Source organism: Sphingomonas aerophila, from assembly GCF_014199305.1.
Classification (GTDB): Bacteria; Pseudomonadota; Alphaproteobacteria; order Sphingomonadales; family Sphingomonadaceae; genus Sphingomonas; species Sphingomonas aerophila.
On record NZ_JACIJK010000002.1, the window covers coordinates 167,367 to 194,364 of the forward strand.

General features: G+C 65.0%; 27 protein-coding genes. 14 read left to right on the forward strand and 13 right to left on the reverse strand.

The genetic code is table 11. The features are described from left to right. Positions 1-14: 14 nt before the first annotated feature. Positions 15-449: a DUF6628 family protein gene (locus FHS94_RS03545; protein WP_184054736.1), complete on the forward strand. Its 435-nt coding sequence runs from the start codon at positions 15-17 to the stop codon at positions 447-449. Here the strand turns inward: FHS94_RS03545 and FHS94_RS03550 are convergent. Further along, a complete protein-coding gene (locus FHS94_RS03550) occupies positions 442-1,791 on the reverse strand; it encodes an AmpG family muropeptide MFS transporter (RefSeq protein WP_184054738.1) in 1,350 nt (449 codons plus the stop codon). The two genes, FHS94_RS03545 and FHS94_RS03550, sit on opposite strands and share 8 nt — an antisense overlap. Positions 1,792-1,863: 72 nt before the next feature. After that, on the reverse strand, positions 1,864-2,295 hold the full coding sequence (locus tag FHS94_RS03555) for a response regulator (RefSeq protein ID WP_184054740.1): 432 nt from the start codon (positions 2,293-2,295) through the stop codon (positions 1,864-1,866). A 120-nt stretch (positions 2,296-2,415) separates the two neighbouring features. Between FHS94_RS03555 and FHS94_RS03560 the strand changes: the two genes are divergently transcribed. The 3 genes from FHS94_RS03560 (at position 2,416) to FHS94_RS03570 (ending at position 6,939) form a co-directional block, all read left to right on the forward strand. Beyond that, positions 2,416-3,882, forward strand: coding sequence for a pseudouridine synthase (locus FHS94_RS03560; RefSeq protein WP_246348337.1), 1,467 nt, complete (start codon positions 2,416-2,418; stop codon positions 3,880-3,882). 3 nt (positions 3,883-3,885) lie between these two features. Continuing rightward, the gene (rsmD, locus tag FHS94_RS03565; protein WP_184054744.1) at positions 3,886-4,422 is read left to right on the forward strand and encodes a 16S rRNA (guanine(966)-N(2))-methyltransferase RsmD; all 537 of its coding nucleotides are present in this window, start codon (positions 3,886-3,888) and stop codon (positions 4,420-4,422) included. A gap of 195 nt (positions 4,423-4,617) precedes the next feature. Then, positions 4,618-6,939: an ATP-dependent helicase gene (locus tag FHS94_RS03570; protein ID WP_343055146.1), complete on the forward strand. Its 2,322-nt coding sequence runs from the start codon at positions 4,618-4,620 to the stop codon at positions 6,937-6,939. 24 nt (positions 6,940-6,963) lie between these two features. Here the strand turns inward: FHS94_RS03570 and FHS94_RS19775 are convergent, their stop codons facing one another. Then, positions 6,964-7,437, reverse strand: coding sequence for a MarR family transcriptional regulator (locus tag FHS94_RS19775; RefSeq protein WP_184054748.1), 474 nt, complete (start codon positions 7,435-7,437; stop codon positions 6,964-6,966). Between the two features lie 204 nt (positions 7,438-7,641). Here FHS94_RS19775 and FHS94_RS03580 point away from each other — a divergent pair, with 204 nt between their 5' ends. Next, complete coding sequence (locus FHS94_RS03580; RefSeq protein WP_221234524.1) at positions 7,642-8,349, forward strand: Crp/Fnr family transcriptional regulator; 708 nt, start codon at positions 7,642-7,644, stop codon at positions 8,347-8,349. Positions 8,350-8,353: 4 nt separating this feature from the next. Here the strand turns inward: FHS94_RS03580 and FHS94_RS03585 are convergent, their stop codons facing one another. Then, positions 8,354-9,352 carry a glycoside hydrolase family 43 protein gene (locus tag FHS94_RS03585; protein ID WP_343055147.1) on the reverse strand — a complete coding sequence of 333 codons (999 nt, stop codon included), beginning with the start codon at positions 9,350-9,352 and terminating at the stop codon, positions 8,354-8,356. Between the two features lie 159 nt (positions 9,353-9,511). Between FHS94_RS03585 and FHS94_RS03590 the strand changes: the two genes are divergently transcribed. Then, positions 9,512-10,066, forward strand: coding sequence for a glycine zipper 2TM domain-containing protein (locus FHS94_RS03590; protein ID WP_184054752.1), 555 nt, complete (start codon positions 9,512-9,514; stop codon positions 10,064-10,066). An 87-nt stretch (positions 10,067-10,153) separates the two neighbouring features. Here FHS94_RS03590 and FHS94_RS03595 read toward each other — a convergent pair whose 3' ends face one another. Continuing rightward, positions 10,154-10,489, reverse strand: coding sequence for a WYL domain-containing protein (locus FHS94_RS03595; RefSeq protein WP_184054754.1), 336 nt, complete (start codon positions 10,487-10,489; stop codon positions 10,154-10,156). Positions 10,490-10,590: 101 nt separating this feature from the next. Between FHS94_RS03595 and FHS94_RS03600 the strand changes: the two genes are divergently transcribed. After that, entirely contained in the window at positions 10,591-11,085 is a 495-nt protein-coding gene (locus FHS94_RS03600) for a DUF5872 domain-containing protein (protein WP_184054756.1), read from the forward strand. A 42-nt stretch (positions 11,086-11,127) separates the two neighbouring features. On the opposite strand, the gene FHS94_RS03605 is transcribed toward FHS94_RS03600, so the two are convergent. Then, the gene (locus FHS94_RS03605) at positions 11,128-13,266 is read right to left on the reverse strand and encodes a prolyl oligopeptidase family serine peptidase (RefSeq protein ID WP_184054758.1); all 2,139 of its coding nucleotides are present in this window, start codon (positions 13,264-13,266) and stop codon (positions 11,128-11,130) included. Between the two features lie 93 nt (positions 13,267-13,359). On the opposite strand from FHS94_RS03605, the gene FHS94_RS03610 reads away from it, so the two are divergent. Further along, the gene (locus FHS94_RS03610) at positions 13,360-14,763 is read left to right on the forward strand and encodes an MFS transporter (RefSeq protein WP_184054760.1); all 1,404 of its coding nucleotides are present in this window, start codon (positions 13,360-13,362) and stop codon (positions 14,761-14,763) included. Here FHS94_RS03610 and FHS94_RS03615 read toward each other — a convergent pair. Further along, complete coding sequence (locus FHS94_RS03615; protein WP_184054762.1) at positions 14,760-16,496, reverse strand: DUF885 domain-containing protein; 1,737 nt, start codon at positions 16,494-16,496, stop codon at positions 14,760-14,762. The genes FHS94_RS03610 and FHS94_RS03615 overlap by 4 nt on opposite strands. A gap of 80 nt (positions 16,497-16,576) precedes the next feature. Here FHS94_RS03615 and FHS94_RS03620 point away from each other — a divergent pair, with 80 nt between their 5' ends. Beyond that, complete coding sequence (locus tag FHS94_RS03620) at positions 16,577-17,404, forward strand: alpha/beta fold hydrolase (protein ID WP_184054764.1); 828 nt, start codon at positions 16,577-16,579, stop codon at positions 17,402-17,404. Between the two features lie 41 nt (positions 17,405-17,445). On the opposite strand, the gene FHS94_RS03625 is transcribed toward FHS94_RS03620, so the two are convergent. Together FHS94_RS03625 and eno are read right to left on the reverse strand one after the other, a co-directional pair. Beyond that, positions 17,446-17,727, reverse strand: coding sequence for an FtsB family cell division protein (locus FHS94_RS03625; protein ID WP_246348338.1), 282 nt, complete (start codon positions 17,725-17,727; stop codon positions 17,446-17,448). Positions 17,728-17,789: 62 nt separating this feature from the next. Beyond that, on the reverse strand, positions 17,790-19,082 hold the full coding sequence (gene eno, locus FHS94_RS03630) for a phosphopyruvate hydratase (protein WP_184054766.1): 1,293 nt from the start codon (positions 19,080-19,082) through the stop codon (positions 17,790-17,792). A gap of 136 nt (positions 19,083-19,218) precedes the next feature. On the opposite strand from eno, the gene FHS94_RS03635 reads away from it, so the two are divergent. The 5 genes from FHS94_RS03635 to FHS94_RS03655 all read left to right on the forward strand — a co-directional run bounded on the left by FHS94_RS03635 (position 19,219) and on the right by FHS94_RS03655 (position 21,179). Then, a complete protein-coding gene (locus FHS94_RS03635; RefSeq protein ID WP_184054768.1) occupies positions 19,219-19,791 on the forward strand; it encodes a hypothetical protein in 573 nt (190 codons plus the stop codon). 1 nt (position 19,792) lies between these two features. After that, entirely contained in the window at positions 19,793-20,155 is a 363-nt protein-coding gene (locus FHS94_RS03640; protein ID WP_184054770.1) for a phage holin family protein, read from the forward strand. A 3-nt stretch (positions 20,156-20,158) separates the two neighbouring features. Next, a complete protein-coding gene (locus FHS94_RS03645) occupies positions 20,159-20,461 on the forward strand; it encodes a DUF3618 domain-containing protein (protein WP_184054772.1) in 303 nt (100 codons plus the stop codon). A gap of 26 nt (positions 20,462-20,487) precedes the next feature. Continuing rightward, positions 20,488-20,889, forward strand: coding sequence for a hypothetical protein (locus FHS94_RS03650; protein ID WP_184054774.1), 402 nt, complete (start codon positions 20,488-20,490; stop codon positions 20,887-20,889). Positions 20,890-20,951: 62 nt separating this feature from the next. Next, positions 20,952-21,179 carry a DUF4170 domain-containing protein gene (locus FHS94_RS03655; protein WP_184054776.1) on the forward strand — a complete coding sequence of 76 codons (228 nt, stop codon included), beginning with the start codon at positions 20,952-20,954 and terminating at the stop codon, positions 21,177-21,179. A gap of 20 nt (positions 21,180-21,199) precedes the next feature. On the opposite strand, the gene FHS94_RS03660 is transcribed toward FHS94_RS03655, so the two are convergent. The 4 genes from FHS94_RS03660 to carA all read right to left on the reverse strand — a co-directional run bounded on the left by FHS94_RS03660 (position 21,200) and on the right by carA (position 26,984). Continuing rightward, positions 21,200-21,835, reverse strand: a complete 636-nt coding sequence (locus FHS94_RS03660; protein ID WP_184054778.1) for a rhomboid family intramembrane serine protease — start codon at positions 21,833-21,835, stop codon at positions 21,200-21,202. A gap of 5 nt (positions 21,836-21,840) precedes the next feature. Further along, positions 21,841-22,317, reverse strand: coding sequence for a transcription elongation factor GreA (greA, locus tag FHS94_RS03665; protein WP_184054780.1), 477 nt, complete (start codon positions 22,315-22,317; stop codon positions 21,841-21,843). Between the two features lie 74 nt (positions 22,318-22,391). Further along, positions 22,392-25,727 (reverse strand): carbamoyl-phosphate synthase large subunit, encoded by a 3,336-nt coding sequence (carB, locus tag FHS94_RS03670; RefSeq protein WP_184054782.1) that lies wholly within the window; start codon positions 25,725-25,727, stop codon positions 22,392-22,394. Positions 25,728-25,811: 84 nt separating this feature from the next. Next, the gene (gene carA / locus FHS94_RS03675) at positions 25,812-26,984 is read right to left on the reverse strand and encodes a glutamine-hydrolyzing carbamoyl-phosphate synthase small subunit (RefSeq protein ID WP_184054784.1); all 1,173 of its coding nucleotides are present in this window, start codon (positions 26,982-26,984) and stop codon (positions 25,812-25,814) included. Between the last annotated feature and the right edge of the window lie 14 nt (positions 26,985-26,998).

Consider the following 26,998-nt stretch of genomic DNA (forward strand, 5'->3'; position numbering starts at 1 on the left):
CCGGAGTCGCGTTCATGACCAGCCTGCAACTCGCCATCACGCTCCCCAGGCTCGCGCCTGCGTGCCCCAATGCGGCGCTGGCGCTGTTCGCAGTTCGGCGGATGGGCGCTCATGGCCTCGACGACGCCCATGCTGCCGAGGCGATGCTGGCCGGGTTCGGGCAGCAGTTCCGCCGTCCCCTCCTCTGCACTCGCGCGTTCATGGCCGATCTGTCGGCGTCGGCGACGGGCCCGATCGCCATTGCGCCATGTTGCTGCAGGCGCATGACGGCGGCGGAGGCTGCCTTGATCGGCGTGCTGTCACGCGCAGAGGCTGACCCCGCACGCGCCCACCTGCTCTTGGCCGATCTGATGGGCCGGCGCCGGGCGGACGGCGTTCTTGCCAGCGCGACCGCTATGACCCTCGCCTTCGCTGACGAGGGCCGCCCGATCGGCGGCCGGCCTAGCTGATCGGGTCGCCCCGCCGGTTCGCAGACCCGTCCCGAACATCTCCCTCACCAATCGCTCCGGCGGTGCCGATGGACCGGTCGACCAGTCCGCTTCGGCTCATCCACCAGAACAGGGCAACGCCGGGCAACGCGATCGCGGTGGTCAGCAGATAGAAGTCGACATAGCCAAACCGCTCGATCAGCGCCCCCGCCGTGGTGCCGGTGACCACCCGGCCGACGATGCTTGCCGCGGCGGAGATCAGGGCGAACTGGGCAGCAGTGAAGCGCAGGTCGCAGAGCGCCGAGAAGTAGGCGATGACCACCACGCCACCAAAGCCGCTGGCGATGTTCTCAAACCCGATCGCGCCGGCCATGCCAATGTTGGAGTGGCCAGCCGCCGCCAGCCCGGCGAACGACAGGTTAGACACCGCCATCAGCACCAGCGCGAGCAGCACCGACCGCTTCATCCCGAAACGTGCATACAGCACGCCGCCAATGAAGATGCCGATCAGGTACGCAATGAATCCGATGAACACGTCATAAAAGGCGATCTCGTCCCCGGTGAAGCCCAGGTCGTCGAACAACAGCCGGAACGTCAGGTTGGCAAGCGTATCGCCCACTTTGTGGATCAGGATAAAGGCGAGCACGATCCAGGCACCCTCACGGCTGAAAAACTGGACAAAGGGCCCCCACACCGCCGCGAGCGCTTCACCCACGCGACGCCGCGCCACGGGATCGCGGTGGCGAGCGGGCTCGCCCAGCACCAGCCCCGCCACCATCGCGGGCAAAGCAAAAGCGGCACAGGCAAGATAGGCCGCGCTCCAGCCGGCTCGCTCGGCCACGACCAGCGCCAGCGCGCCCGCGCCGGCCGAGCCGATGCGCCAGCCATATTGGCTCATGCCCGAGCCGACGCCGAGTTGGCGCGGCTCCAGTATCTCGATCCGATAGGCATCGATCACGATGTCATATGTTGCACCCGCCGCGCCAACCAGGATTGCGGCCGTTGCAGTCGCGCCAATGCTGGCCGCGGGATCGACCAGCGCCAAGTTCGCGACCGCGGCGATCACCAGCACGCCCGCCACCAGAAGCCAGGACACGCGCTGGCCAAGGTGCCCGATGATCGGCAGGCGCACGCCGTCGACCAGCCACGCCCATAGCCATTTCAAATTGTAGACCAGGAACGCCAGGCTGAACGCCGTGACCGTCTTCTTGTCGATGCCGCTCGCCGCCAAGCGGGTCGTCAGCGTGGCGCCGATCATCGCATAAGGAAAGCCGGAGGAGATGCCGAGCGCCAGCGCGGCCAGGGGCGCACGTTCCAGGTAAGGAGCGATCCCTCCCGCCCAGTTTCCCGCTGCTCGTGCCATTCTGCCTCCACCACCCGATCGGAGGCGACCCTAGCGGCAATTGCCGTGAACGACAGCCCCGGTCGGGGCGGATCAGGCGTCGCGTTCGAACAGGCGGAAGCCGCCGGGCAGCTTCTTCACCGGCCGACCACCCCGTTTCGCTTCGATCGCCGCAATCGCATGAAGCAGGTCGCGTTGGGCATAGGGCTTCGCGAGCAGGCCATCGGCATAGATCGACGCATGGTCAGGAAAGTTGCCGGTCACGAACAATACCGCCATTCCCCGGGCATGTGCGGCGCGGGCGACATCCACGCCTGACCCGTCCGCCAAATTAACGTCGACCAGCACCATGTCGACCTCCCCCTCACCCTCGATCACGCGCACTGCGTCCGCGACGCGGTCAACCGTTGCGACGATCTCAAAGCTGGCCTCGGAGAGGAAGTGTTCGTTGTCGAAAGCGACCAACGGCTCATCCTCCACGACGAGGAGTCGCGCGATCTGCCGCTTTTTACGCGCGAAGATCATGAAAACGTCCGCCCTGCCCTGGCCGCCATGAGCGGCTGCCGTTTGTTCCTAACGTTTCGGAGCCGATCCAGACGCAAATTATTTGCACCCCGACCGGAGTTTCCGGGCTATGGCCGCCCCATGTCGAGCCGCACCGCGCCCAACAGCGCCGAACCCGCCGACGCCGCACGCGCCACCCCCGCTGGCGAGCGTATCGCCAAGCTGCTTGCCCGCGCCGGCGTAGCCTCCCGCCGGGAGGTGGAGCGCATGATCGCGGAAGGTCGCGTAACCCTGAACGGCGAGCCCGTGGACACGCCCGCGACCGTTCTGCGGTCGCTTGCCGGGGTTGCCGTCGATGGCCAACTCGTGGCGGCGGCAGCGCCCGCCCGCTTGTTCCTGTACCACAAGCCGGTAGGGCTGCTGGTCACCGAGAATGATCCTCGCGGGCGGCCAACCATCTATGACCGGCTTCCTGCCGACCTCCCCCGCGTCGTGCCGGTTGGCCGGCTCGACCTCAATACCGAAGGACTGCTGCTGCTCACCACCGACGGTGGGCTGAAGCGGGAATTGGAGTTGCCCGCTACTGGGGTGCCGCGCACCTATCGCGCCCGCGCCTATGGGCAGGTGAGCCAGGCAGCGCTTGAAGATTTGATCCACGGAATTGAGATCGAGGGCGTGCGCTATGGCCAGATCGACGCAAACATGGAACGGCGCACCGGCGCTAACCAGTGGATCGAGCTGACCCTGACCGAGGGCAAGAACCGGGAAGTCCGACGCGTTCTGGAGCATTTGGGGCTGCAGGTCGGACGATTGATCCGCACCCGCTACGGCCCATTCGTGCTCGGCGACCTGCCCGCCGGCGAATTGGGCGAGGTGCGCCAGCACGACCTTGTCGCCTTTCGTCAGGCACTCGCAGGTAAGCGCCCCCAGTTGACCGAGCCGATCGCGCCCGCAAACCTGAAGTCCGCGCGCCGTGAGCCGGAGCCCGACCAGCAGGAGGATCGCTCGGAAGCGCCCGGCCGGCGACCAACCGCGCGCACCCAGCGTTCGGCGGGCGCTACCAGCAGCACTCGATCGCCAACCCGCGCGGCCCGTACGGACGACCGAGGGGCTGATCGGGCCAACACCGCACGCCGTCGCCCGGAGCAGCGCGCCACTGCCGAACAGCGACCGGATCGGCCGGCCTCGCGCACCCGGGCCGAAGCATCTTCGACAGGCCGCCCGGACCGTGAACGTTCGTCGTCTGCGGGGCAGCGACGTGGTGGCGATCGCGCTTACTTCGGCGGCGCTGCTGGACATCAAGGCCGACGCGAACGTGAGGAAACTCCTGACCGTCCGTCGCGCAATGACGGCGGCGGCTTCACGCGTGCAGCAGCGGCTCCCGGGAGGACCAATCGCACAGGCCAGCCTTCGCGCCCTGCGCGCGGCGGCGAGGATCGGCCTGCTCGCACCTCAACTCCCGGTCGCGCCGACCGCACGCTGCCGTCTACGCGTTCGCACGGCGCTGGAGAGAACCGTCCCGGCGCGTCAAAACCGCGCGGCACGCGCCCGGCGCGTCCTGACCACCCCCCCCGCCCTCCTCGCGGCGGCAAGCCACGGGGTCGCTAGCCCATGCGTGTTATTGCCGGGCAATGGCGCGGGCGTCCGCTGGTCGCGCCGCGTGGCGATGCGACCCGTCCCACCGCCGATCGTACGCGAGAGGCATTGTTTTCGATGCTTGCCAGTCGCCTCGGCAGTTTCGAGGGGCTGGCCGTAGCTGATCTGTTTGCGGGCTCGGGCGCGCTTGGGATCGAGGCCCTGTCGCGTGGTGCGGCCTCGTGCCTGTTCGTTGAGCAGGACCGCGCCGCGCTGGACGCTCTACGCGCCAACCTGGCGACCTTTGGCGTGCGTGGCGATGTACGGGCCGGATCGGTGCTGGCGCTGGGGCCCGCCCCGCAGCCGCTCGACCTGCTGATGATGGATCCACCTTACGGCACTAGCGCCGGCGCGGTGGCGCTCGACAAGCTTTCTCGGCTGGGCTGGACCGGCCCCGCTACCTGGATCAGCATCGAAACCGCACGCGACGAGGCAGTCACGGCGGCGGGGTTCGCGGTCGATGCCGAGCGCGTCCATGGCAAGGCGCGCCTGACCCTTCTCAGGGCCGCCTGAGAACGGTCACAATTTTCCGGCCGGCTGACACAATCGAGATACAATTCGGTTCTAAGGATCACTTGTCGCTGTCCTCCCCCCTGTGACAGCGACGGGCGCTTACAGCGTCTTCCCCGAACTACGGGGCGGTCCGTCTGGGCCGCCCCGCCCTTTCGACGGTTGCCCCAGGCGCTCGCGTTCCCTACCTGTTCGACGGTGAACGACAGCCAGATCTCGACCGGGCAGCTCGCCGACCCGCCATACCTCCGGAACCTCAATCCGCCGCAGCGCGAAGCCGTGCTGACGACAGAGGGGCCTGTGCTGATGCTGGCCGGAGCGGGCACGGGCAAGACGGCAGCGCTGACTGCCCGGCTCGCTCACCTGCTGTACACGCGCAAGGCGTGGCCGTCCGAGATCCTGGCCGTGACCTTCACCAACAAGGCGGCGCGTGAGATGAAGGAGCGCGTCGGCCGGCTGGTTGGCGAGGCGGTCGAGGGCATGCCCTGGCTTGGCACCTTCCATGCGATCGGGGCCAAGATGCTGCGCCGCCACGCGGAACTGGTCGGGCTGCAGTCCAATTTCACCATCCTCGACACAGACGACCAACTCCGCCTGCTGAAGCAGCTGATCGTCGCGGCGGATCTGGACGAGAAGCGCTTTCCCGCGCGCAGCCTCGCCGGGCTGATCGACGAATGGAAGAACAAGGGCCTGTCGCCGCGCGACATCGATGCGGGGGAGAGCGAGCGCTACGCGAACGGGCGTGGCGGCGAGCTGTATGAGCAGTACCAGGCACGGCTGAAAGCAGTGAACGCCTGCGACTTCGGCGACCTGCTGCTGCACATGCTGGTTATCCTGAAGACCCACCGCGAGGTCCTGGAGCACTATCAACAGCGCTTTCGCTATATCATGGTGGACGAATACCAGGACACCAACGCCGTCCAGTATCTGTGGCTGAGGCTGCTGGCGCAGGAGCGCAAGAACATCGCGTGCGTCGGCGACGATGATCAATCTATTTATTCCTGGCGTGGCGCTCAGGTGGAGAACATTCTTAGGTTTGAGAAGGACTTTCCTGGCGCAGCTGTGATCCGGCTTGAACAGAATTACCGGTCCACGCCGCACATCCTGGCTGCTGCCGGGGGCGTGATAGCCAACAACTCGGGGCGGCTCGGCAAGCAGCTGTGGACCGAACTCGACGTGGGTGAAAAGGTTCGGGTGCTCGGCGTCTGGGACGGGCCGGAGGAAGCTCGCCGGGTCGGCGACGAGATTGAGACATGCCAGCGCGCGGGAACCTCGCTTGCCGACGTGGCCATCCTTGTTCGCGCGTCGCACCAGACCCGCGAGTTCGAGGACCGCTTCATCGCGATCGGACTGCCGTACAAGATCGTGGGCGGCTTCCGTTTCTATGAGCGCGCGGAAATCCGGGATGCGCTCGCCTATCTGCGGGTGGTAAACCAGCCGGCCGACGACCTCGCGTTCGAACGGATCGTCAATGTTCCCAAGCGCGGCCTGGGTGACAAGGCGATGGCGCGGCTTCATCAGCTTGCCCGGCGGACCAATACACCGCTGACCACCGCGGCGGCGCGCATCCTCGACACCGATGAACTGACCCCGCAGGCGCGTCGCGCGCTCGGCAACCTGATCGGCGACATTGCCCGCTGGCGCGACCGCGCGCGCGAACTGCCGCACCCGGAGCTCGCCCGACAGTTGCTGGACGAAAGCGGCTACACGGCCATGTGGCAGGCCGAGAAGTCGGCCGAAGCGGCAGGGCGGCTCGAGAATTTGTCCGAGCTCGTTCGCGCGATGGAGGAGTATGAGTCGCTCGGCGCCTTCCTTGAGCATGTCAGCCTGGTGATGGACAATGAGGGCGGCCCGGAGCAGCCGCAGGTCACCATTATGACGATCCACGCCGCCAAGGGCCTGGAGTTCGACACCGTGTTCCTGGCCGGCTGGGAGGAAGGACTGTTCCCCTCGCAACGCGCGCTCGACGAGGGCGGCACCCGCAGCCTCGAGGAGGAGCGCCGTTTGGCCTATGTGGCGATCACGCGGGCACGTCGGCGGGCGATCATTCTCCACGCGGCCAACCGTCGCATCTATGGCCAATGGACGAGCTCAATTCCGTCACGCTTCGTGAACGAGTTGCCGGCCGAACACATCGACTCCGAAACCACGATGACGGGCGGCGCCAGCCTGTGGCAGGCGAACTGGTCAGAACAGGCCGATCCGTTTGCCGATGTCGCGCGCGGCACTGGCCGTGGGCCAGGCTGGCAACGAGCCGCTGGGACGCTGGATGCCAAGAAGCCCGGCGGCGATTGGGGGCAGCGGACCTTTTCCACCGCGCCAACCCGTGTCGCGGAAAGTCGCGGCCCCGCCGTCAGCCTCGGCAACAAGGGTCGCAGCGACCTCAGCGTTGGCCAGCGCGTCTTTCATCAAAAGTTCGGCTATGGCGACATTGCCGCCATCGAGGGCAACAAGCTCGAAATCGACTTCGAACAAGCCGGCCGCAAGCGTGTGATGGACAGTTTCGTCACCATTGGATGATGACGCCACGGGCCGGGTTGCGGTCTATTTCGCGTTCAGCGTGTCCAGGTAGCGATCGACCAAGGCGCATCCGTCATCGGTCAGTTGCACCATTGTCCGGCGGCGATCCTCGCCTGCTTCGCGCCGCGACACCAGCTTCAGCCGTTCAAGCTCTACGATCGCGCGCTGGGCGGTTGTGGTCGGCACCGGCGACATCGAACAGACTTGCTTCGTCGATAGTGCCTCACCCGCGGCCTCCGCCACATACAGCCCGATCAGTATGTCGAAGCCTGGCTCACCAAGCAGGCTTGGGGGAAAGATGCTCGCACGCTTCTTGCGCACGTCAATCATCAACCGCGCCAGCTCGACCTTGTCCTTCGGGATCTCGTTTGACGTGACAGACGCGGAAGGAGGCCGTTCCAGATCCAGTTCATGCTTCCAACGCGTCAGCACGCCGACCAAGTCAGTGAGCAGATGCTGGGTCACTCCAACACCTTCGGTTCGACCAATCACGTTCACGCCGGCCCCTCTTTTCTGCACCTCCGATTAAGATGCGTTGTTCTGAAGAGGCTGGAAACGCTTTGTCCGGTATCCGACGCCGTCTGACCCCTTTGGCATCAGGCCTAGCCGGGGCATTCAAATCATTTCTGTCCGGTATCGGACCGAAAGTGGCGCAAACCCGTTCGTGGTGTACGTGCGCCTGCCTTCCGAACAGGGCCTTAGATGACGGATCTGCACAGAAATAAGTTGCTGACAGCACTGAGCGAAGCCGACCGGCGGTTGATCGCTGACAATGGGACCTATTGTGAGGTCCCGATCGGAAGCCGGCTGTGGTCGCCATTCGAAGACCGCAAGCAGGTCTACTTCCCACTTTCGGGACTGCTCTCCATCACCCTTGAGCGGGAATCCAGCCTGACCGAAGTCGCGATCATCGGCACCGACGGCTTCTGCGGTGGCCATGCCTTGTGCGAAGGCGTCGTTCTTCCGTTCACGGCCCTAGTCCAGATCAGCCCGCTCCACGCATGGAGCATGTCGGCGGAACTCCTCCGCACGCTGACGATACGGAGCATGACCCTGCAGCAGGCTCTGCTACGTTACACGTTTGATCTGATCGTGCAGATCTCCGAAACCGCATACGCCAATGCGCGTCAGACTGTTGAACAACGTACTGCCCGCTGGCTGCTGTTGTGCTGCGATCGTCTGGAACGGGACAGCATCGACGTGACTCATGACCTGCTCGCCATGATGGTCGCAGCGCAGCGGACCGGAGTGACCGCCGCCATTCACCTGCTGGAAGAGAAGGGCGCCATCCGATCGCGTCGTGGGACAGTTATCATGCGCGACCGCGCCGTGCTGGAGGGCATCGCTGGCGCCGGCTACTCCCGCCCACGGGCCGCGTTCGACTACGGATCGAGCGCCGACGCGGAATGAGGCGCTACGGCGTCATCGTTACCGGCCGGATCGTCCCATCCGGATTGAAGAACATCCTGTCCACCGCCAGCACGCGGTGATCGCCGGCGCGGTCGTCGATCGGCCTGCGGTGATAAGCGATCCACCAGCGGTCGGACCCTGGCTCCTTGACCACCGAATGATGTCCGGCACCACGGGCGATCCGCTCGTCCTGCTGCAGGATGATGCCTCGCGGCGTGAACGGGCCGAGCACGGTTGGACCGGTGGCATAGGCGACGCGGTAATCGGACCCGGTCCATTCGCCTTCCGACCACATCAGGTAATAGGTCCCGTTCCGCTTCACGACGAAGCTGCCTTCGACATATCCGGGCGGGGTCAGTTCCTTGAAGATCGATCCATCGGGGAAGTGCTCGACCGATCGAAGGTCCGGAGACAAGCGCACCACGTTCAGGTGCCGCCATCCACCATAGAACAGGTACACGCGCCCATCGTCGTCGCGGAATGCCATGGGATCGATAGGCTGCGCACCGTTCTCCACCGTCCCGATCAAAGGGCGCCCGATCGCGTCGCGGAAAGGGCCACCCGGCCGATTGCTGACCGCCACGCCAATGCCGCCCGTCTCGCCCGGGTGCACATCATTTGCACCGAAGAACATGTAGTAGCGTCCATTCGCAGCAATGACCGAGGGCGCCCAAAGGGCGTACGCTGCCCAACTAATCGACCCGGTATCGATAATCCGCGGATGCTTGGTCCAGTGCTTGAGGTCCGGAGACGAGAAAGCATCCATATAGGTCTGGGTCAGAAATGCCGGACGGATGTCCGGCTTGGCACGCATCGCTTCCTGAGCGGCCGACAGCCTCGGGGCTGGTGCGTTCGCCGGCGCTTCGGAGGTGGTCGGGTAGATCCAGTACTGGCCGCCAAACCGATGGATCTCCGGGTCAGCATACCAGCCCTTCGTGACCGGGCCGGCAACCGCTACCCCCGCTGACATCAGCGCCAGCGTCGTCACAATCAGTTTGCGCACTCGCCTTCTCCGTTCTGGAAAGGGGCATGCCCGGCTGTCCCAGCCTGGGCAATAGCTGCGCTTGAACGACCTGCAACGCGGTTGGTCAGGAACGATACACTTGCGCAACCGTATCGGTTGGCGTCGCCCGCCTCGGGCCAGCCAAGAGGAACATCCACTATGTTCACCCGCCTTCTGACCGCCGGTGCTCTTGCCGCCACGGTCCTTTCAGCCGTCCCCGCCGTGGCGCAGAGCGCCGCCGAGCAGCGCCGTTTCGATGACGCGCAGGCGCGTTTCGACCGCGAATACGACCTGTTTCGTCAGGCGGTCGACCGGTATCGTTCTTCGCGCACCGCGGGGTATCAGGGCAGCAACTATGATGACCGCGGCGGCTATCGGACCGCGCCCGACGCTTACGTCAGCGACGGTCCCGCGACGGACGATCGCTACGAACCCAATTACGATCCGTCCCGCTATTACCGCGTAGGCCCCAACTATCAGGAGCGGGTGCTGACCACTAACGAGCGCGTCTATGCCGGCACGGACGGACGCTATTACTGCCGCCGCTCGGATGGCACGACCGGGCTGATCGTCGGCGGCGCAACCGGGGGCATCCTGGGCAACGTCATCGATGGCGGCCACAGCCGCAGCGTCGGCACGCTTCTCGGCGCCGCAGCCGGCGCGCTCGCCGGCCGCGCGATCGAGCGCAACCAGCAGGAGGTTCGCTGCCGATAATCAGGTTGCCGCTTCTGGCGACCCGCTTGGGGCGGATCGGAAAGGCAATCGCCACTCCCGATCCGCCCTAGGCGACCCTGTTATGGTCTAGATTGCCATCAGCACGGTGCCGACATACTTCTCGTCGCTGGGCTGGAACAACTCACTCGGCGTGAAACGCCGGGCAGTCAGTCGCAACGGTTGCAACCCGGCCAGCTTGAACGTGCCAAGTTTCACCTCACGTGGTGGCTTGCCGTCCCGTTCCAATGTCACAGCATCCAGGTATAGCTCACCATGGCGCGTATACAGGACGTGAGGCGCCAGCGTCACCTCGCCACGGTTGTAGGTAGCCGCAATCGCGAGCTGCTTGACGATAGCCTCAAGGACGACCGGAGTCGTCTCTGGCACGGGAGCGGGCTTGGACGCGCTCTGATCGGAAGTCATGCGGGACCCCTAGCTTGCTTCGCTGCGCCGCAGCAACAACGCCGATGCCTTTTACCCGTTCCAGTTACGGAACGATCCGCCGATCCGGCGATTGTGGCGGAATGAGCGAAACCGCCGAGAAGACTGATCCCGAATTATGGGAGAAGGTCAAGGAAGAGGTGACCGCGGGCGCCAAGGGCGGCCATGCGGGCGAGTGGTCGGCCCGCAAGGCGCAGATGGCAGTAGCCGAATACAAGAAGCGCGGGGGCGCATACAAAGGCAAGAAAGACCCGCACAATTCACTCCACGAGTGGAGCGAGGAAGATTGGGGCACGAAATCGGGCGAGAAGAGCGGCGACACTGGCGAGCGCTATCTGCCCAAGAAAGCCCGCGAAGCGCTATCCGACGACGAATACAAGCGTACCACTGCCAAGAAGCGCGCCGACAGCAAGGCCGGCCATCAGCATAGCGCCCAGCCCAAGGACGTTGCCGAAAAGACTCGTCCCTATCGCGACCACCGTACCAAGGCCGAGTTGTACGAAGCCGCCAAAAAGCGCGACATCCCCGGCCGGTCCAAGATGTCGAAAGAGCAGCTCGAAAAGGCGTTCGCCGCGTGATCGGCTGCTGGTCCGGCTCCCAACAGGAGCCGGACCTGAACCTTACCTTGCGGCCGTCACCGCACCGGCACCCGATGGCGCGTCCATCAACTTCTGGCTGAAATAGACCATCTGCAACGCGGCGAGCTTCGCCCCCTGCGCGATATCGGCGTCACCCGAGTGGCCGCCCGCCGTGTCCTCATAGAACAGGTACGGCAAACCGAACTCCTTCATGCGCGCCGCAAACTTCCGGGCATGTTGCGGGCCGACACGATCGTCCTTTGTCGTGGTCCAGATATACGGCTCGGGGTACGCCACCCCACGCTTCAGGTTGTTGTAGGGTGAAATCTTGGCCAGGAAAGCCGCCTCGTCGGGGTTCTTGACCGATCCATATTCGTCGACCCAGGAATAGCCCGCGGCGATCTGTTCGTAGCGCAGCATGTCGAGCAGCGGCACACCGATCGACACCGCCCGCCACAAATCGGGATGCTGGTTGAACTCGACGCCCATCAGCAGGCCGCCGTTCGATCCGCCATAAATGCCCAGCTTCGCCGGGCTGGTCAGCTTGCGCGCGGACAGGTCCTTCGCGACCGCTGCGAAGTCGTCATAGATGATCTGCCGCTTGGTCTTGCGCCCTGCTTCGTGCCAGGCCGGGCCAAATTCGCCGCCGCCGCGGATGTTCGCGAGAACGAAGCTGCCGCCGCGCTCGACCCAGATCTTGCCCGTGGAGCCGAGATAGGTCGGCGTCCGGGACAGTTCGAACCCGCCATACGCCGTCATGATTGTCGGGGTCGTCCCATCGAGCGGCACGTCGCGGCGATGGACGATGAAGTAGGGGATCTTGGTCCCGTCAGTGGAGGTTGCCTCGAACTGCTCCACCACGGCGCGGGACGCGTCGAACTTGGCAGGAAGCGTGCGAACCTTCGCCACGGTCGCGCTCGCCGCGTCGAGCGTCCAGAGCGAGGTCGGGTCGAGAAAGCCGTTGACGCTGATGAAGCCCTTGTCGCTGCGATCCGTCACGCTCGCCAGATCGATGGCGGCATTGTCGGGCAGCATCACTGGCCGCGAGGTCCAGCCCTTTGGACCATGGCTGAAGACCGTGAAGCGCCCGCGCACGTTGTCCAGGGTGCTGACCAGCAGCTTGGTGCGGGTGGTCGAAGCTCCCTCTACCGACTGGCGCGCGTTTGGCCGGAACGCCAGCGTCGGCGTTCCCCGCCCCGCGACGAAATCTGCCAGCGGCATGGACGCGACGGAACCCTGCGGAATACCGCCCCAGTCCTCGCTGGTCTGGAACACGACCTGACCGTCCACCAGCCCCGCGATCCGCGTCCGCTGAGGCAGGGTGGTCGGCTTCACGCCCGCCGGTGTCCAGATCAGCTTGTCATTGCCAAAGAACGTGCGGCCACGGGTAATGTAGACCAGCCGATTGCCCTTGGCATCCACCACGACATTGGCGCCAGTGCTGACCTGGTCGCCCGTCTCACCGCGGAACACCTCGGTCGCCTTTTCCAACGGCTGACCGCGCTTCACCATCTTGACCACGAAGGGATAGCCGGACTGGGTCATTGTTCCCTGTCCCCAGTCCCGCGACACCAGCAGCGTGTCCTTGTCGATCCAGGTAGCGTCCTGCTTGGACGTCGGCAGGGTGAAGCCGTCCGCAACGAACTCGCTCGCCTGCAGGTCGAACTCGCGATAGGTGACCGCGTCCTCGCCGCCCTCCGACAGCGCGACCAAGCACAGCCGCTCTTCGGGCTGAAGGCAGGTTAGCCCCTTGAAGACCCAGGTCTTGCCCTCGGCCTTGCCCAGCGCGTCGATGTCGAGCGCAACCGTCCAGGCGGGTTCCGCTGCGGCGTAGCCGGCCTCGGTCGTCCAGCGGAAAATTCCGTGCGGATGGTCGGCATCGCGCCAGAAATTATAAATGCGGCCGAACAGCTGGTTCGGCATCGGAATGCGATCCTTGGCCGCAGCAATGGCCAGCGCTTCGGCCTGGTAGGTCGCGAAACGGGGATCGTTCTGCAGGCGCGGCAGCGTGCGGGCGTTCTCTGCTTCCACCCAGGCAAGCGGCTTGGCGCCGTCCTTGTCCTCAAGCCAGATATAAGGGTCGTTGCTGGTGTTCATGGCCGTCATCTGCGCGTGCGCTGACGTCGAAACAAGCGGTTGGGCGAGAAAGGCGGTGGCAAGAAACAAGGCACGCAAGCGCATCGGCACGGATCCCCGAATGGTTCTGGCGGAACTGTGACGGTCGGGACGCGCGCGGGCAATGCATCCTTTTCAGCCAAATCAGCTTTTTGCCGGATGACCGACGGCCTTCCGACACCTCGCCGCTTCCGCGCCATTGCCGCCCTGTGCTTTGGAACCGCGCTGGTGATCATTGATGGCGGTGTCGCCAACGTCGCCCTCCCGACCATCGCGCGCGACCTGCGGGTCGACTCCAGTTCCGTGGTGGCGATCGTCACCGTGTACCAGCTTACCCTCGTGATGCTGATGCTGCCCTTTGCCGGGCTGGGTGAGCGGATCGGGCTGAAGCGAATGTACCAGGTGGGGCAGCTGATCTTCACGGTCGCGACGCTGCTGTGCTTCTTTGCGCGCAGCCTACCCTTCCTGCTGGTCGTGCGGGCCGCGCAGGCGGTCGGGGCCGCGGGTGCGCTGGCGGTCGCGTCGGCGCTGATCCGGTCGACATACCCCGCCGGGCAGTTGGGGCGCGGGCTTGGCATCAATTCGGTGATCGTGGCGAGTTCAGCGGCCGCGGCGCCGACGTTAGGGGGCCTGATACTGGCTGTTGCGCCCTGGCCCTGGGTGTTCGCGAGTGCCATTCCGTTCGCGATCGTTTCGCTGATCCTTGGTCGCGCGCTTCCCGACGTGCCCCGTCGACAGGCACGGTTCGACGTGGGCGGCGCCGTGATGTGCGCGGCCATGTTCGGGCTGGTGATCGGCGGCGCGGAAAGTGCCGTGCACGGCGACAGCCCGGTCGTGTCGGGCGCGATCGTCCTTCTCGGGGCAGCGATTGGCGTCGTGTACGTCCGGCGAGAGCGGGCGATTGCCAACCCGATCCTGCCGGTCGACCTGCTGGTTCGCCCAGTGATCGCTCTGTCAGCCATCGGCGCCTTCACGGCCTTTGTCGCGTCCATGACGCTACTGCTGTCCACCCCGTTCCGCCTGACGCAAGAGTTCGGGCTTGGCGCGGCCGCCGTAGGAGCCGCGATCGCCCCATGGCCCCTTACCAACATGATCGTCGCGCCGCTGGCGGGCTGGCTGTCGGATCGAGTTCCCGCGGGCTTGTTGGGCGGGATCGGCATGGCGATCTCGATCATCGCGCTGCTCTTGCTTGCCAACCTGCCCGCGCATCCAAGCTACTTCGACATCGCCTGGCGAATGGCGCTGTGCGGATCGGGCTTCGGCACTTTTCTGCCGCCCAACGCACGCCTGATCATCGGGTCGGCCCCCAAGCAGCGCGCCGCCGCTGCCGGTGGCCTGGTCGGCACGGTGCGGCTGGTGGGACAGACCACCGGCGCGACCCTGGTTGCCGCGCTGCTGGCACTCGGCGTCGGCGGCGGAGCAACCCCGGCCTATGTCGCGGCCGGGCTAGCCCTTGTCGCGGGGCTGTGCAGCCTTGCCCGGCTGCGCCCATCCATCCGCAACCCGGACGAGGCGGAAACCCGAGCCCAGGTTCCGACGCTCAAGTCACCCCGGCTCGGCTAGAAGACCGACCGGGGGACCGGCTCCTTCATCATGGCCTGGCGCACCAGCGGGATCGGCGGCCCACCGAAGCTCAAGAACTGGTCGTGAAAGGTTTTCCATCCGGCCCGGCCGCCATGTGTCGCGGTCCAGTCAGTTCGCAGACGCCGGATCATCAGCTTGCCCATCGTATAGTTGAGATAAGCCGGATCGTACGTGCCACGCGCGGACTGCTGACGCGCATTCCCCTCATCCTGATAGCATTGCTCGACAAACAGGCGGCGCGACTGGTCCTGCGTCATGCCGCGCGCATGCAGCCCGATGGCGGACAGGTAGCGGCAGTCGCGCAACAAGGCGTTTGCCAGTTGCCCAATATGCACGGCCGGGTCGCCGTTCCCCAGCCCCGCATCCCACATCATCTCCTCCGCGTAATGGGCCCAACCCTCGGCATAGGCATAGCCGACGCTGATCCGGCCAAAGATCGACGGCGACCGATTGGCGTGAAGGAACTGGACGAAGTGCCCAGGCATCACCTCATGGACCGAGGTGAACAGCAGGTCCTCCTTGCCCGGCACAAAAGCATCGCGCGTCTTCTGGTCCCAGGCGGGATCAGGCGGGGAGATGTAGTAGATGGACGGAATGCCCTTCTCATACGGTCCCGGCGGATCGATGTAGGCGGAGTTCTGCCGGTTATAGGGCGGGCTTTCTTCCACCTTCGCCTGCTCGCCGCCGGGGATCGTCACCAGATCGTGTTGCACGACAAAGGCCCGCAGCGTCGGGATCTGGCGACGGGCCTCCGCTACCGGCCCGCCCTCGGGCTTGTCGGCGTTCATCTTCTCGGTGCAGGCCTGGATCGTCTGGCCCGGCGCATAGGCCGCGCATGCCTCTCGTAAGGCCGCTTGATTGCGCAGCAGGTCCGCACGCCCGATCGCCTCGAGCTGATCGAGCGGGGTATCCACGCCCTCGGTCGCCATCAGCATTCGGAAGAATCGCGCGGCTCCGAGCGCGTAGTCCTGGTTCGCGCTTGCCCTTTGCGCGTCAAGCCACGTCGCAAGCTGCGTCATCGCCTGCGACGCGCCGGCCGCCGCTGCTTTCAGGTCAGCCTGGAGCTTCCGGTCCTTCACCGACGCGAAAGCTGCAACCGCATCGCCCGAGTAATAGCCCGCAAAGCCGCTAAACCCTGCCACTCCATAGTTCACGAAGCTGAGCGGCAGCGGCCCCTTCAAGTTCGTGCGGATGTTGGTCGCGGCGGTCGGGATCGCGCGAAGGAATCTGGTCAGCGCCTTGATACGCACCTCTGCGGGGGCGTAGTTGCGCGCCACATAGACGTTGGGGTCGAGGCCGCCGCCCACGTAAAAGGCGGGATTGCGATGCGGCTGGTCGGCATCGGTCAGCCAGAACAGCTGCCCTTCGTAGACCTTGACCAGATAGTCGCGCTCGAACCGCTCCGCACCGGTCAGCTTGGAAAAGTCGCGCGCCCGCGTGATCGTTCGGCGCAGGAACTCGGCCTGGCGCTGAAGTCCCGCTGCGCTCCAGTCGGCCAGCCGGCCGTCGAAATCGTGGCGCCCTTGGTACACGGCGTTGCTCGGGTTGAGCCGGAACCCTTCCTCGATCGTGGCATTGCGAAATGTCGACCAGGGCGAGGTGGTCGGCGCTGGAGCCGCCCCGATCAGGGCAAGCGCGGACAAGCAGGCGAGCAATCGACGACGCAACGGCAGAACCTCGATTCGGGAGAGCTGGTTTCGAAGTTGTGGCATCGCCCGGATGAACACGCCAGTGCGAAGGGAACGGCGGCAGATGCCCTGACGTTTAACTCAGGTAAATTCGGAGCAAGCTCATGCCATACATCAAGACCCGCGACGGCACCGACCTGTACGTGAAGGACTGGGGCAGCGGGCGCCCTGTCATCCTAACGCATGGCTGGCCGTTGAACGCCGACAGCTGGGACGTGCAGGCGCAGGCGCTGGCTGAGGCAGGCTTCCGGGTCATTGCCTATGATCGCCGTGGCTTCGGCCGCTCCGGCCAGCCTTGGGACGGCTACAACTACGACACGCTAGCCGACGACTTGGCCGACGTCATGAAGGCGGCCGGTGCCGACCAGGATGCGACAATCGTCGGGTTCTCCATGGGAGGTGGCGAAGTCGCGCGCTACATGAGCCGGCATGAGGGCAAGGGCGTGATCGCCGCAGGACTGGTCGCCTCGGTCGTGCCCTATATGCTGAAAACCGACGACAACCCGAATGGCGCTCCGGAGTCGACCTTTCAGCAGATGCGGGAAGGCATCAAGGATGATCGCGCCCACTTCTTCCGGCGCAAGTTCACGCCGCAATTCTACGGCGTCGGGTACATCAGCAGCCCGGTCAGTGACGATGTGCTCGACTATTCCACCAGCCTCGCGCTGATGGCGGGACTGAAGCCAACGCTCGCGTGCCTTGACGCGTTTGCCTATACCGATTTCCGGCCGGACCTGCCTGCGTTCCGCGTGCCCACCCTGATCGTGCATGGGACGGGCGACCAGACCGTGCCCATCGATACGTCGGGTCGCGCGGCGGCGCTGGGCATCGCGCAAAGCCAGCTGGTCGAATATGACGGAGCGCCGCACGGGCTGAACGTCACCCATGCTGATCGGCTCAGCCAGGATCTGCTGACCTTTCTTGGTCGCTGATCAAAGAAAGGGCGGGCGCGAGGGTCGCGTCCGCCTTTCCCTTATTTGTTGGGTATGATGACCTCGTCGGGGTGGACGACGTTCAGTTGTTTGCGGGTCATCTCATCGACCATGTCCGGGTTGGCATGGTCGGGATTGAGCAGCGCGACCCGATTCTTCAACACCTCGCGCCGGTGATCCAGCACCTGGTAGTCCTTTTCACGCTTCGCCAGCTGGCGCTTGTAGTCGCCGTAAGCGAGCATGCCGTTAGGTCCCAGCACGGCATAGATGCCAAAAAAGGTCATCAGAGTCAGCCCTACCGCCGGCCAGGCGGCACGCTTCATTGTTCTGCCAAAAGCGCTGGAACGGAACACGGGCATCACTCTCACCCCTTGCGGTCGCGCGATCAAGCTCCTTTCAGCCGGGTCCCGAACGCTTCACGGCCGGCATAACGCGCGGCATCGCCCAATTCTTCCTCAATGCGGATCAGTTGGTTGTACTTGGCCAACCGATCCGACCGCGCGAGGCTGCCCGTCTTGATCTGACCGCAGTTGGTGGCGACCGCCAGGTCAGCGATGGTCGCGTCCTCCGTTTCGCCTGAACGATGGCTCATCACTGCGGTGTAGCCGGCGCGCTGTGCGGTCGACACCGCCTCCAGTGTCTCGGTCAGCGTGCCGATCTGGTTCACCTTCACCAGCAGCGAGTTGGCGAGGCCGTCCGCAATGCCCTGACGCAGACGCTTCGGGTTGGTCACGAACAGGTCGTCCCCGACCAGCTGGACCTTGTCGCCGATCAGGTCGGTCAGTGCCTTCCAGCCCTCGAAATCATCCTCGGCCATGCCGTCCTCGATCGACACGATCGGATAGCGACGGCTGAGGTCCGCAAGATACTCGGCCATCTCATGGCCGGTGAGCACCTTGTTCTCGCCGGAGATGTTGTAACGACCGTCGCGGAAAAACTCGGTGGCGGCGCAATCAAGCGCCAGCATCACGTCCTCGCCCGGGCGATACCCCGCCTTCTCGATGGATGCCATGATGAAGCCCAGCGCTTCGTCGTTGGACGCGATGTTGGGCGCGAAACCGCCTTCGTCGCCCACACCGGTCGCCAGGCCTCGGTCATGCAGCCCCATCTTTAGCGTGTGAAAGATCTCCGACCCGCAGCGCACCGCCTCCACGATGTTTGAAGCGCCCACCGGCACGATCATGAATTCCTGAAAGTCGATCGGGTTGTCGGCATGCTCGCCGCCATTGATGATATTCATCATTGGGACGGGCAGCAGGTGAGCGGCGACGCCGCCGACATATTTGTACAGCGGCAGCCCGCGTGCATCGGCGGCGGCCTTCGCCGCCGCCAGGCTGACGCCCAGGATCGCGTTTGCGCCCAGCCGGCCTTTGTTCTCCGTCCCGTCCAGATCGATCATGATCTGGTCGAGATCGGCTTGATCCTCGGCGTCGACGCCGGCCACCGCTTCCGCGATCTCGCCATTCACGGCCTCAACTGCGCCATCAACGCCCTTGCCACCCCAGCGCGACTTGTCGCCGTCGCGCTTTTCAACTGCCTCATGTGCACCGGTCGAGGCGCCCGAGGGAACCGCGGCGCGGCCGAAGCTGCCGTCCTCCAGGAACACGTCTACCTCTACGGTCGGATTGCCCCGGCTATCGAGGATCTGGCGGCCATGGATGTCGATAATGGCGGTCACAAAGCTACTCCGGCAGGGTGTACGCGCGCGGCTCTACTGTGCCAGGCTTTCCCCGGCAATCGTTGTGCGCTTTCAGGCGCAGGGAACCGTGCCAGCCGCGGCATGTTGAACGGGCGACCACGAAAGGGTTTGGGACATGGCTGATAACGACGCGAAACCGATGACCGACGCCGACATCGACACGCCGCCGGCGACCACCGAGTTCGCCCCGGCCGAGCCGCTGAAGGACGCCGGCGTGGAATTCGAGGCCGCCGACTCCGGCACACAAGGTTCTACAAGTTCGCAGGGCGGCGCAGGCGAGGGTACCGCCACCAAGGCGACCCAGGCGATCAAGGAAGGTGCAACAAAGCTTCAGGGCCAGGCCACCGACAAGCTTCGCGCTTATGCCCAGGACGGCCAGTCGCGCGCTGGCGGCGCCCTCGATCAGCTGGCGCAGCTGCTGAACGACGCGGCGCACCAGGTCGATAACAAGCTCGGCGCACAATATGGCGATTACGCCCGTCAGGCCGCGGGCACCGTGTCCGGCTTTTCCGATACGGTGAAGGCAAAGGACGTCGACGAGCTATTCGAGGAAGCGCGCGGTTTTGTGCGCAAGAGCCGCGGCGTCGCGATCGGCGCAGCGGCAGCGCTCGGCTTTGTCGTCGCTCGGCTGGTCCAGTCCGGCTTGGACGCCGAGCGCGGCCGGACGGCCAGCAACGACGAGGTCTGATATGCTCGATCCGTCGCCCCGAACGGGTGACTTCGGCGGCGTTGCGCCCGACGAAGAGGAAAGCGTCGGCACGCTGATTTCTCGCCTCGTCTCCGAAGGGCGTTCGCTGGCTCAGGCCGAGTTGACGCTCGTCAGGGCGAAGGCAGGCGAACGCGTTGGGGCATACCGCAGCGCCGCGATCTTCTTTGGCGCGGCGGGTCTTCTCGCCCTGGCGGCGTTGATCGCGCTGCTGGTGGGATTGGAGTTGACCTTGGCACCGTTGGTGGGACCAGGTGGCGCGACCGCGATGGTGGTGTTGGTCACGCTCGTCATCGCAGCTGTGCTCGCCTTGATCGGCAAGCGCAGCCTGGCCCCGAGGAGCTGAGGCATGGCGACGAACCCCGATCCCGCCGCCCAGATTGCCGCGGCCGAGCACGACGCGACCATCGCGCGTGAACGCCTGTCACGGACGGTGGCGCAGTTGCAGGACCGGCTTAGCCCGAAGCAGATCGCACGCCGGGCGGTTCGCGATGCTGGCGACCGCAGCACCGCGGCCGTGGACACGGCACGCCGCAATCCGGGTACCGCCGCCGGGCTTGTGGCCTGTGCGGGCCTGTTTCTGGCCCGTCACCGGATCGCCTCGCTGTTCCGGCGCAGGCGGCCCAAACAGTCCGTCAACAAAACCGCTTAGACGCTCCGCACGAGAGGACTCTCAGAATGGCTCAGAACAACAACAACAAGCAGGCCCATGAAGCAGAGCATGGCCGCCTTCATAATGCGCGCGACGCGGCGAGCGACGTTGCGCACCGCGCGGCCAAGAGCATCGATTCCAACCCGCTGGGCGTACTCGTCGGCGGCCTTGCGGTCGGCGCTCTTGCTGGCGCGCTGATCCCCCGTTCGGATCGCGAGAAGGAATTGCTCGCGCCGCTCGGGGCCCAGCTCGGCAGCCGCGCGCGGACTGCCATCGAGACCGCCAAGACTGCCGGCATGGACGAGTTGAGCAATCGCGGCCTCACCCGCGACGGCGTACGCGACCAAGCCCGAGGGCTGTTCGAAGGTGTGGCAAAGGCGCTGTCGACGGCCGGCACGGCGGCGGCACAGTCGGCAAAGAACGGCTAAGGCTTCAAACGGCCGCCGACAGGCAGTAGGGCCGCTCGCGACTCCCGTACGGAACCGCACTCATGAGCAAGCTCCACCTCGTCTTCGGCGGCCGCGTCCGCGACCCCCGGACCCTCGATTTCATCGATCCGTCAAACCTCGACGTGGTCGGTATCTTCCCTGACTACTCCAGCGCGGAAAAGGCTTGGCGCGCGGCTGCCCAGCGCACCGTCGACGACGCAGAAATGCGGTTCGTCGTGGTGCACCTGCACCGGCTGCTCGAACCAAACATTACGCCGACCGCTGAGTAATCTGTCGCTCGGCGGGCCGTTCAGGCGGCTCGCCAGCGCCACAGCAGCACTGGACGGGTCAGCAGCAGGCCGGCGACGAAGCCGCCGACATGCGCGCCGATCGCCACGCTGGTGCCGCCCATGCCGGCTAACCCGATCAGGACCTGGATACCCACCCACGCTGCGGCCAGCCACAGCACATGGACGATTCGCGCCGGTATTGGTCCGATCGCGCGAGCCTGCGTCCTTCCATACAACAGCGCATAGCTCGCCAACCATGCAGAGATGGCTCCGCTGGCCCCGATCATCGGCACCGCGGATTCGGGTGACAACCCCCACTGCCCGGCGGCGGCCGCGTAGGCGCCGACCAGGTAAATCAGGACCGCCCCACCCCACCCAAGTGCCCGCTCCGTCTTCTGCCCGCAAAAGACCAGCACGACGAGGTTGAGCGCCAGGTGCGCAACGCCGGCATGGATCAGCGTCGCCCCGAGCGGCGTCAACCAGCTCGGCAGCAGGAACAGGTGATCCGCCGGGATGACGACCGACGACCAGCGTAACGGGATAAAGCCAGCGCCGATCGCGGCGTCGGCTACCGAACCGGAAAGCAGCAACAGCGCCGACGTCAGCAGCGTCACGCCCGCGATCACCGCGGTCGCGGGCGTATCCCGCCAGCGCATGCCGGTCAGATAAAGTCGATCTTGGACACGACGTAATAGCGATCGCCCGCTGGGACCGAGACTTCGACCTCGTCGTCCACCTTGCGCCCGATCAGAGCACGGCCGAGCGGCGAGTTGTAGCTGATCCGGCCGGTCTTGGCGTTAGCCTCAGTCTGGCCGACAATCTGGTAACGGATCGACTTTTCGTCCTCGTCAAGCAAGGTCACGGTCGCGCCGAACACGATCTTGTCGCCAGATAGATCCTTTGGATCGATGATCTGGGCGCGGCTCAGCTTATCCTCGATGTCGGCGATCGACGCCTCGATCTGTCCCTGCCGCTCCTTGGCTGCATGGTACTCGGCGTTCTCGGACAGGTCGCCATGGGCACGCGCTTCCTCGATCGCGTCGACGATCTGCGGCCGTTCTTCTTTCAGACGCTTCAGATCCTGGTTGAGCTTTTCATAGCCCTCCTGGAGCATCGGCATCTTTTCGACGGTCGCCATAGTCTAACACCCCAAATAATCACATCCCACGCGACCGTTGCCGATCGCCCGCACCTCATCTGTTCATGTCGGGATCAGTTGTGCGACTGCGAATAATAAGCCTGCAACGGCCGTACTTCAAGGCGCGCGTCACTTGCGCTCACGATCGCCTTGGCCGCTTCAATCGCGGCAGGCGCCGTGGTGAAATATGGAATGCGGCCAGACAGGGCGGATTGGCGGATCGGCTTGGAATCCTTCAAACTTTGCCAGCCCTCGGTCGTGTTGAAGATCAGGTCGATATCACCGTCCTTGATCCGGTCGTCGATGTGGGGGCGCCCCTGCGCTACCTTGTTCACCCGCTCGACACTAATCCCAGCACGGGACAGGTAATCGGCGGTACCCCCCGTGGCGACGACGCTGAACCCAGCTTCGGCAAGGGTGCGCACCGCTGAAACGATGGCAGCCTTGTCCCCGTCCTTGACGCTGACGAACAGCGTGCCCCCGCTCGGCAGAACCGTTCCCGCGCCGAGCTGCGCCTTGGCAAAGGCAGCGCAAAAATCGGGGGAGATTCCCATGACCTCACCCGTGGACTTCATCTCGGGGCTCAGCACGGGGTCAATGCCGGGGAACTTGTTGAAGGGGAACACCGCCTCCTTCACCGCGAAATAGCTGATCCGCCGGTCGATCGGCGGCAAGTCCTTCAGCTTCTCGCCCGCCATCACCCTTGCCGCAATCTTCGCGACCGGCACGCCGATAGCCTTGGCGACGAAGGGCACGGTGCGCGACGCGCGCGGGTTCACCTCGATCAGGTAAACGGCGCCATCCTTCACCGCGAATTGGATGTTCATCAGCCCACGCACGCTCAGTGCCCGGGCGAGCGCCTCCGTTTGCCGCTCGATGTCCGCGATCACCTCGGCGGGAAGGCTATAAGGCGGGATGGAGCAGGCGCTGTCGCCCGAATGGACCCCCGCCTCCTCGATATGCTGCAGCACGCCGGCGACAATCACGTCGTCACCATCGCAGATCGCATCCACATCGACCTCGATGGCATCGCGCAGGTACTGGTCGATCAGCACGGGCGAGTCGCCGGACACCTGCACAGCCGTCTGGATGTAATCCTCAAGCTGCTGCGGTCCGTCGACGATCTCCATCGCGCGACCGCCCAGCACGTAGCTGGGCCGCATCAGCACGGGATAACCGATCCGCTGCGCCGCGGCGATCGCCTCGTCACGGCTCCGGGCGAGGCCATTCGAAGGCTGCTTCAGCCCCAGTTTGTTGACCAGCGCGGCAAAGCGCTCGCGGTCCTCGGCCAGATCGATGGCGTCAGGGCTGGTGCCCAGGATCGGGATGCCCGCCTTTTCAAGCGAGCGCGCAAGGTTGAGCGGCGTTTGCCCCCCGAACTGCACGATCACGCCGACCAGTTCGCCGCGCGATTTCTCGACGTGCAGGATTTCCAGCACGTCTTCGGCAGTCAGCGGCTCAAAGTACAGGCGATCGGACGTGTCATAGTCGGTGCTCACCGTTTCCGGGTTGCAGTTGACCATGATCGTCTCGAACCCGGCTTCCTCCAGCGCGAAGCAAGCGTGGCAGCAGCAGTAATCGAATTCGATCCCCTGCCCGATCCGGTTCGGCCCACCGCCCAGGATCACGATCTTGCGCCGGTCGCTCGGCTGCGCCTCGTCCTCTGGTTCACCGAAGCTTGGCGCTTCGTAGGTCGAGTACATGTACGGCGTCTTGGCGTCGAACTCGGCCGCGCACGTGTCGATGCGCTTGAATACCGGGCGCACGCCCAGCTTGTGACGCAGCGCGCGCACCTCATCCTCCGTGACCCCGCCTGCCATCGCGGTCATCACGTCGTGCACCAGTCCACGTCCGCTGGCATTCGCGCGACCCATGCCCTTGCGGATGTTAACGGATTGAGCGGCCAGGAAGCCCAGGCGCTTATCGGAAAAGCCCATGGCCTTGAGCCGCCTCAGCCCGGCGGCATCACGCGGCAGGCCGTTCGAAACAACCGCATCCTCCGCCGCAACGATCTCGGCGATCCTTTCCAGGAACCAGGGATCGTACTTGGCGATCGCATGCACCTCAGCGACCGTGAACCCTTCTCGCAGGGCCTGTGCCGCGACCAGCAGCCGGTCGGGCGTCGCAATCGCCAACGCCGCTTCGATGTCGGCCCGTGGCGCGCCGATCAGCCGGTCGACATAGTTGAAGCCGGACAGCCCCGTTTCCAGACCTCGCAACGCCTTCTGCATCGATTCGTGGATGTTGCGGCCGATCGCCATCACCTCGCCGACCGACTTCATCGCTGTGCCGAGGGTCGCTTCGGCACCCTTGAACTTTTCAAAAGCGAAGCGCGGGATCTTGGTTACGACATAGTCGATCGTCGGCTCAAAGCTGGCGGGCGTCGCACCGGTGATGTCGTTTTCGATCTCGTCCAAAGTGTAGCCGACCGCGAGCTTCGCCGCGACCTTGGCAATCGGGAAGCCGGTCGCCTTAGAAGCGAGCGCCGAGGAGCGCGAAACGCGTGGGTTCATCTCGATCACGATCAGGCGGCCGTCCTTCGGATTGACCGCGAACTGGACGTTGGAGCCGCCCGTCTCCACCCCGATCTCCCGCAGCACCGCGATGCTCGCGTTGCGCATGATCTGATATTCCTTGTCGGTCAGCGTCAGCGCCGGCGCGACAGTGATGGAGTCGCCCGTGTGGACGCCCATCGGATCGACATTCTCGATCGAGCAGATGATGATGGCGTTGTCGTGCTTGTCGCGCACGACCTCCATCTCATACTCCTTCCAGCCGAGCAGCGACTCCTCGATCAGCACCTCGGTCGTCGGCGACAGGTCAAGCCCGCGACGAACGATCTCCAGGAACTCTGCGCGGTTATAGGCGATGCCGCCGCCCGATCCGCCCATGGTGAAGCTCGGGCGAATGATCGCGGGCAACCCGACCTTGTCCAAGCCCTCGAGCGCCTCGGCCTCGGTATGCGCAATCGCGGAGCGCGCGGACTCAAGGCCGATCTTGTCCATCGCGTCGCGGAACTTCAGGCGGTCCTCCGCCTTGTCGATCGCTTCGGCGTCCGCACCGATCATCTGCACGCCGAACTTGTCGAGCGTTCCATCCCGGAACAGCGCCAGCGCAGTGTTCAGTGCTGTCTGCCCGCCCATTGTCGGCAACACCGCGTCCGGCCGCTCCCGCTCGATGATCCGCGCGACCACCTCGGGCGTGACCGGCTCGATGTATGTCGCATCGGCCAGTTCCGGATCGGTCATGATCGTTGCAGGGTTCGAGTTGACCAGGACAATCCGGTAGCCCTCCTCACGGAGTGCCTTGATCGCCTGCGTTCCCGAATAGTCGAACTCGGCCGCTTGCCCGATGACGATCGGCCCGGCGCCAATGACCAGGATGGAGGAGATGTCGGTACGTTTGGGCATTGTGGTCCGATCAGCCCTTTGGCCGCTTGAAGATTAGGATGACGCCGCTGGCCGCGACCATGGTTGCTTTCGGAGGCGCCAAGCTCATCGTGACTGGTCCAACATCCCCACGAACCGCTCGAAAAGGTACAAGCTATCCTGCGGCCCGGGGCTCGCCTCGGGATGGTACTGGACGCTGAACGCCGGCCTATCGTCCAGCGCGATGCCCGCGTTCGATCCGTCGAACAGCGAAACATGGGTCTCACGCGCGTTAGGCGGCAGCGTGTCCCGCTCTACTGAGAAACCGTGGTTCATGCTGGTGATCTCGACCACGCCATCCTCCAGCCGCTTCACCGGATGGTTCGCGCCGCGATGGCCCTGGAACATCTTGGTCGTCTTTGCTCCGACCGCGAGGCCCAGCAACTGGTGGCCAAGGCAGATGCCGAACAGCGGCTTGCCTGAATCGAGCATCTTCTGGATTACCGGCACCGCATACTCGCCGGTCGCCGCCGGATCGCCCGGACCGTTGGACAGAAAGTAACCGTCCGGCGCCAGCGCCTCGATTTCGTCAAACGAGGTCGCGGCCGGCACCACCGTCACCTTTGCGCCCGCGAGCGCCAGGTTGCGGAAGATGTTGCGCTTGGACCCGTAGTCGACCGCCACCACGTGTGGCTTGTCGGCGCCCTCGTCATGCGCGCCATAACCGAAGCCCAGCCGCCAGATGCCGCCCTCCCAGCCGTAATGGGTCGCGGTAGAGACTTCCTTGGCGAGGTCCATGCCCTCCAGCCCCGGCCAGCCGCGCGCCAATCCCAGCAGCGAGTCGATGTTGAACACGCCGTCCCTGGAATGGGCGATCACCCCGTTGGGCGCGCCGCCGGTGCGAATGCGGCGGGTCAGCGCGCGGGTGTCGATGCCCGAAAGGCCGATGCGGCGGTGGCGCCTCATCCACCCATCGAGGTTTTCGACCGCGCGGAAGTTAGACGGCTGGGTCACGTCTTCCCGCACGATCATGCCAAGCGCGTGCGGCATGTCGGCTTCGACATCGTCAGGGTTCGCCCCGACATTGCCGATATGGGGGAAGGTAAAGGTGATGATCTGACCGGCGAAGCTCGGGTCAGTCATGATCTCCTGATAACCAGTCATCGCCGTGTGGAAGCACACCTCACCGACAGCCTGGCCTTCAGCGCCGAAGCCATGGCCCCAGGCAATTTCGCCGTTGGCGAGGACCAGCACGCCCGTGGCTCCGTTCGGCGCGCGTGTGTTGGTGGCGTCGGCCATGATCGGGCAGGCAC

Excerpts from the sequence above, each read along its gene's own strand:
- FHS94_RS03545 (WP_184054736.1), top strand. The coding sequence starts at position 15 with ATGACCAGCCTGCAACTCGCCATCACGCTCCCCAGGCTCGCGCCTGCG.
- FHS94_RS03550 (WP_184054738.1), bottom strand. The coding sequence starts at position 1,791 with ATGGCACGAGCAGCGGGAAACTGGGCGGGAGGGATCGCTCCTTACCTG.
- FHS94_RS03555 (WP_184054740.1), bottom strand. The coding sequence starts at position 2,295 with ATGATCTTCGCGCGTAAAAAGCGGCAGATCGCGCGACTCCTCGTCGTG.
- FHS94_RS03560 (WP_246348337.1), top strand. The coding sequence starts at position 2,416 with ATGTCGAGCCGCACCGCGCCCAACAGCGCCGAACCCGCCGACGCCGCA.
- rsmD (WP_184054744.1), top strand. The coding sequence starts at position 3,886 with ATGCGTGTTATTGCCGGGCAATGGCGCGGGCGTCCGCTGGTCGCGCCG.
- FHS94_RS03580 (WP_221234524.1), top strand. The coding sequence starts at position 7,642 with ATGACGGATCTGCACAGAAATAAGTTGCTGACAGCACTGAGCGAAGCC.
- FHS94_RS03590 (WP_184054752.1), top strand. The coding sequence starts at position 9,512 with ATGTTCACCCGCCTTCTGACCGCCGGTGCTCTTGCCGCCACGGTCCTT.
- FHS94_RS03595 (WP_184054754.1), bottom strand. The coding sequence starts at position 10,489 with ATGACTTCCGATCAGAGCGCGTCCAAGCCCGCTCCCGTGCCAGAGACG.
- FHS94_RS03600 (WP_184054756.1), top strand. The coding sequence starts at position 10,591 with ATGAGCGAAACCGCCGAGAAGACTGATCCCGAATTATGGGAGAAGGTC.
- FHS94_RS03605 (WP_184054758.1), bottom strand. The coding sequence starts at position 13,266 with ATGCGCTTGCGTGCCTTGTTTCTTGCCACCGCCTTTCTCGCCCAACCG.
- FHS94_RS03610 (WP_184054760.1), top strand. The coding sequence starts at position 13,360 with ATGACCGACGGCCTTCCGACACCTCGCCGCTTCCGCGCCATTGCCGCC.
- FHS94_RS03615 (WP_184054762.1), bottom strand. The coding sequence starts at position 16,496 with ATGCCACAACTTCGAAACCAGCTCTCCCGAATCGAGGTTCTGCCGTTG.
- FHS94_RS03620 (WP_184054764.1), top strand. The coding sequence starts at position 16,577 with ATGCCATACATCAAGACCCGCGACGGCACCGACCTGTACGTGAAGGAC.
- FHS94_RS03625 (WP_246348338.1), bottom strand. The coding sequence starts at position 17,727 with ATGAAGCGTGCCGCCTGGCCGGCGGTAGGGCTGACTCTGATGACCTTT.
- FHS94_RS03635 (WP_184054768.1), top strand. The coding sequence starts at position 19,219 with ATGGCTGATAACGACGCGAAACCGATGACCGACGCCGACATCGACACG.
- FHS94_RS03640 (WP_184054770.1), top strand. The coding sequence starts at position 19,793 with ATGCTCGATCCGTCGCCCCGAACGGGTGACTTCGGCGGCGTTGCGCCC.
- FHS94_RS03645 (WP_184054772.1), top strand. The coding sequence starts at position 20,159 with ATGGCGACGAACCCCGATCCCGCCGCCCAGATTGCCGCGGCCGAGCAC.
- FHS94_RS03650 (WP_184054774.1), top strand. The coding sequence starts at position 20,488 with ATGGCTCAGAACAACAACAACAAGCAGGCCCATGAAGCAGAGCATGGC.
- FHS94_RS03655 (WP_184054776.1), top strand. The coding sequence starts at position 20,952 with ATGAGCAAGCTCCACCTCGTCTTCGGCGGCCGCGTCCGCGACCCCCGG.
- FHS94_RS03660 (WP_184054778.1), bottom strand. The coding sequence starts at position 21,835 with ATGCGCTGGCGGGATACGCCCGCGACCGCGGTGATCGCGGGCGTGACG.
- greA (WP_184054780.1), bottom strand. The coding sequence starts at position 22,317 with ATGGCGACCGTCGAAAAGATGCCGATGCTCCAGGAGGGCTATGAAAAG.
- carB (WP_184054782.1), bottom strand. The coding sequence starts at position 25,727 with ATGCCCAAACGTACCGACATCTCCTCCATCCTGGTCATTGGCGCCGGG.
- carA (WP_184054784.1), bottom strand. The coding sequence starts at position 26,984 with ATGGCCGACGCCACCAACACACGCGCGCCGAACGGAGCCACGGGCGTG.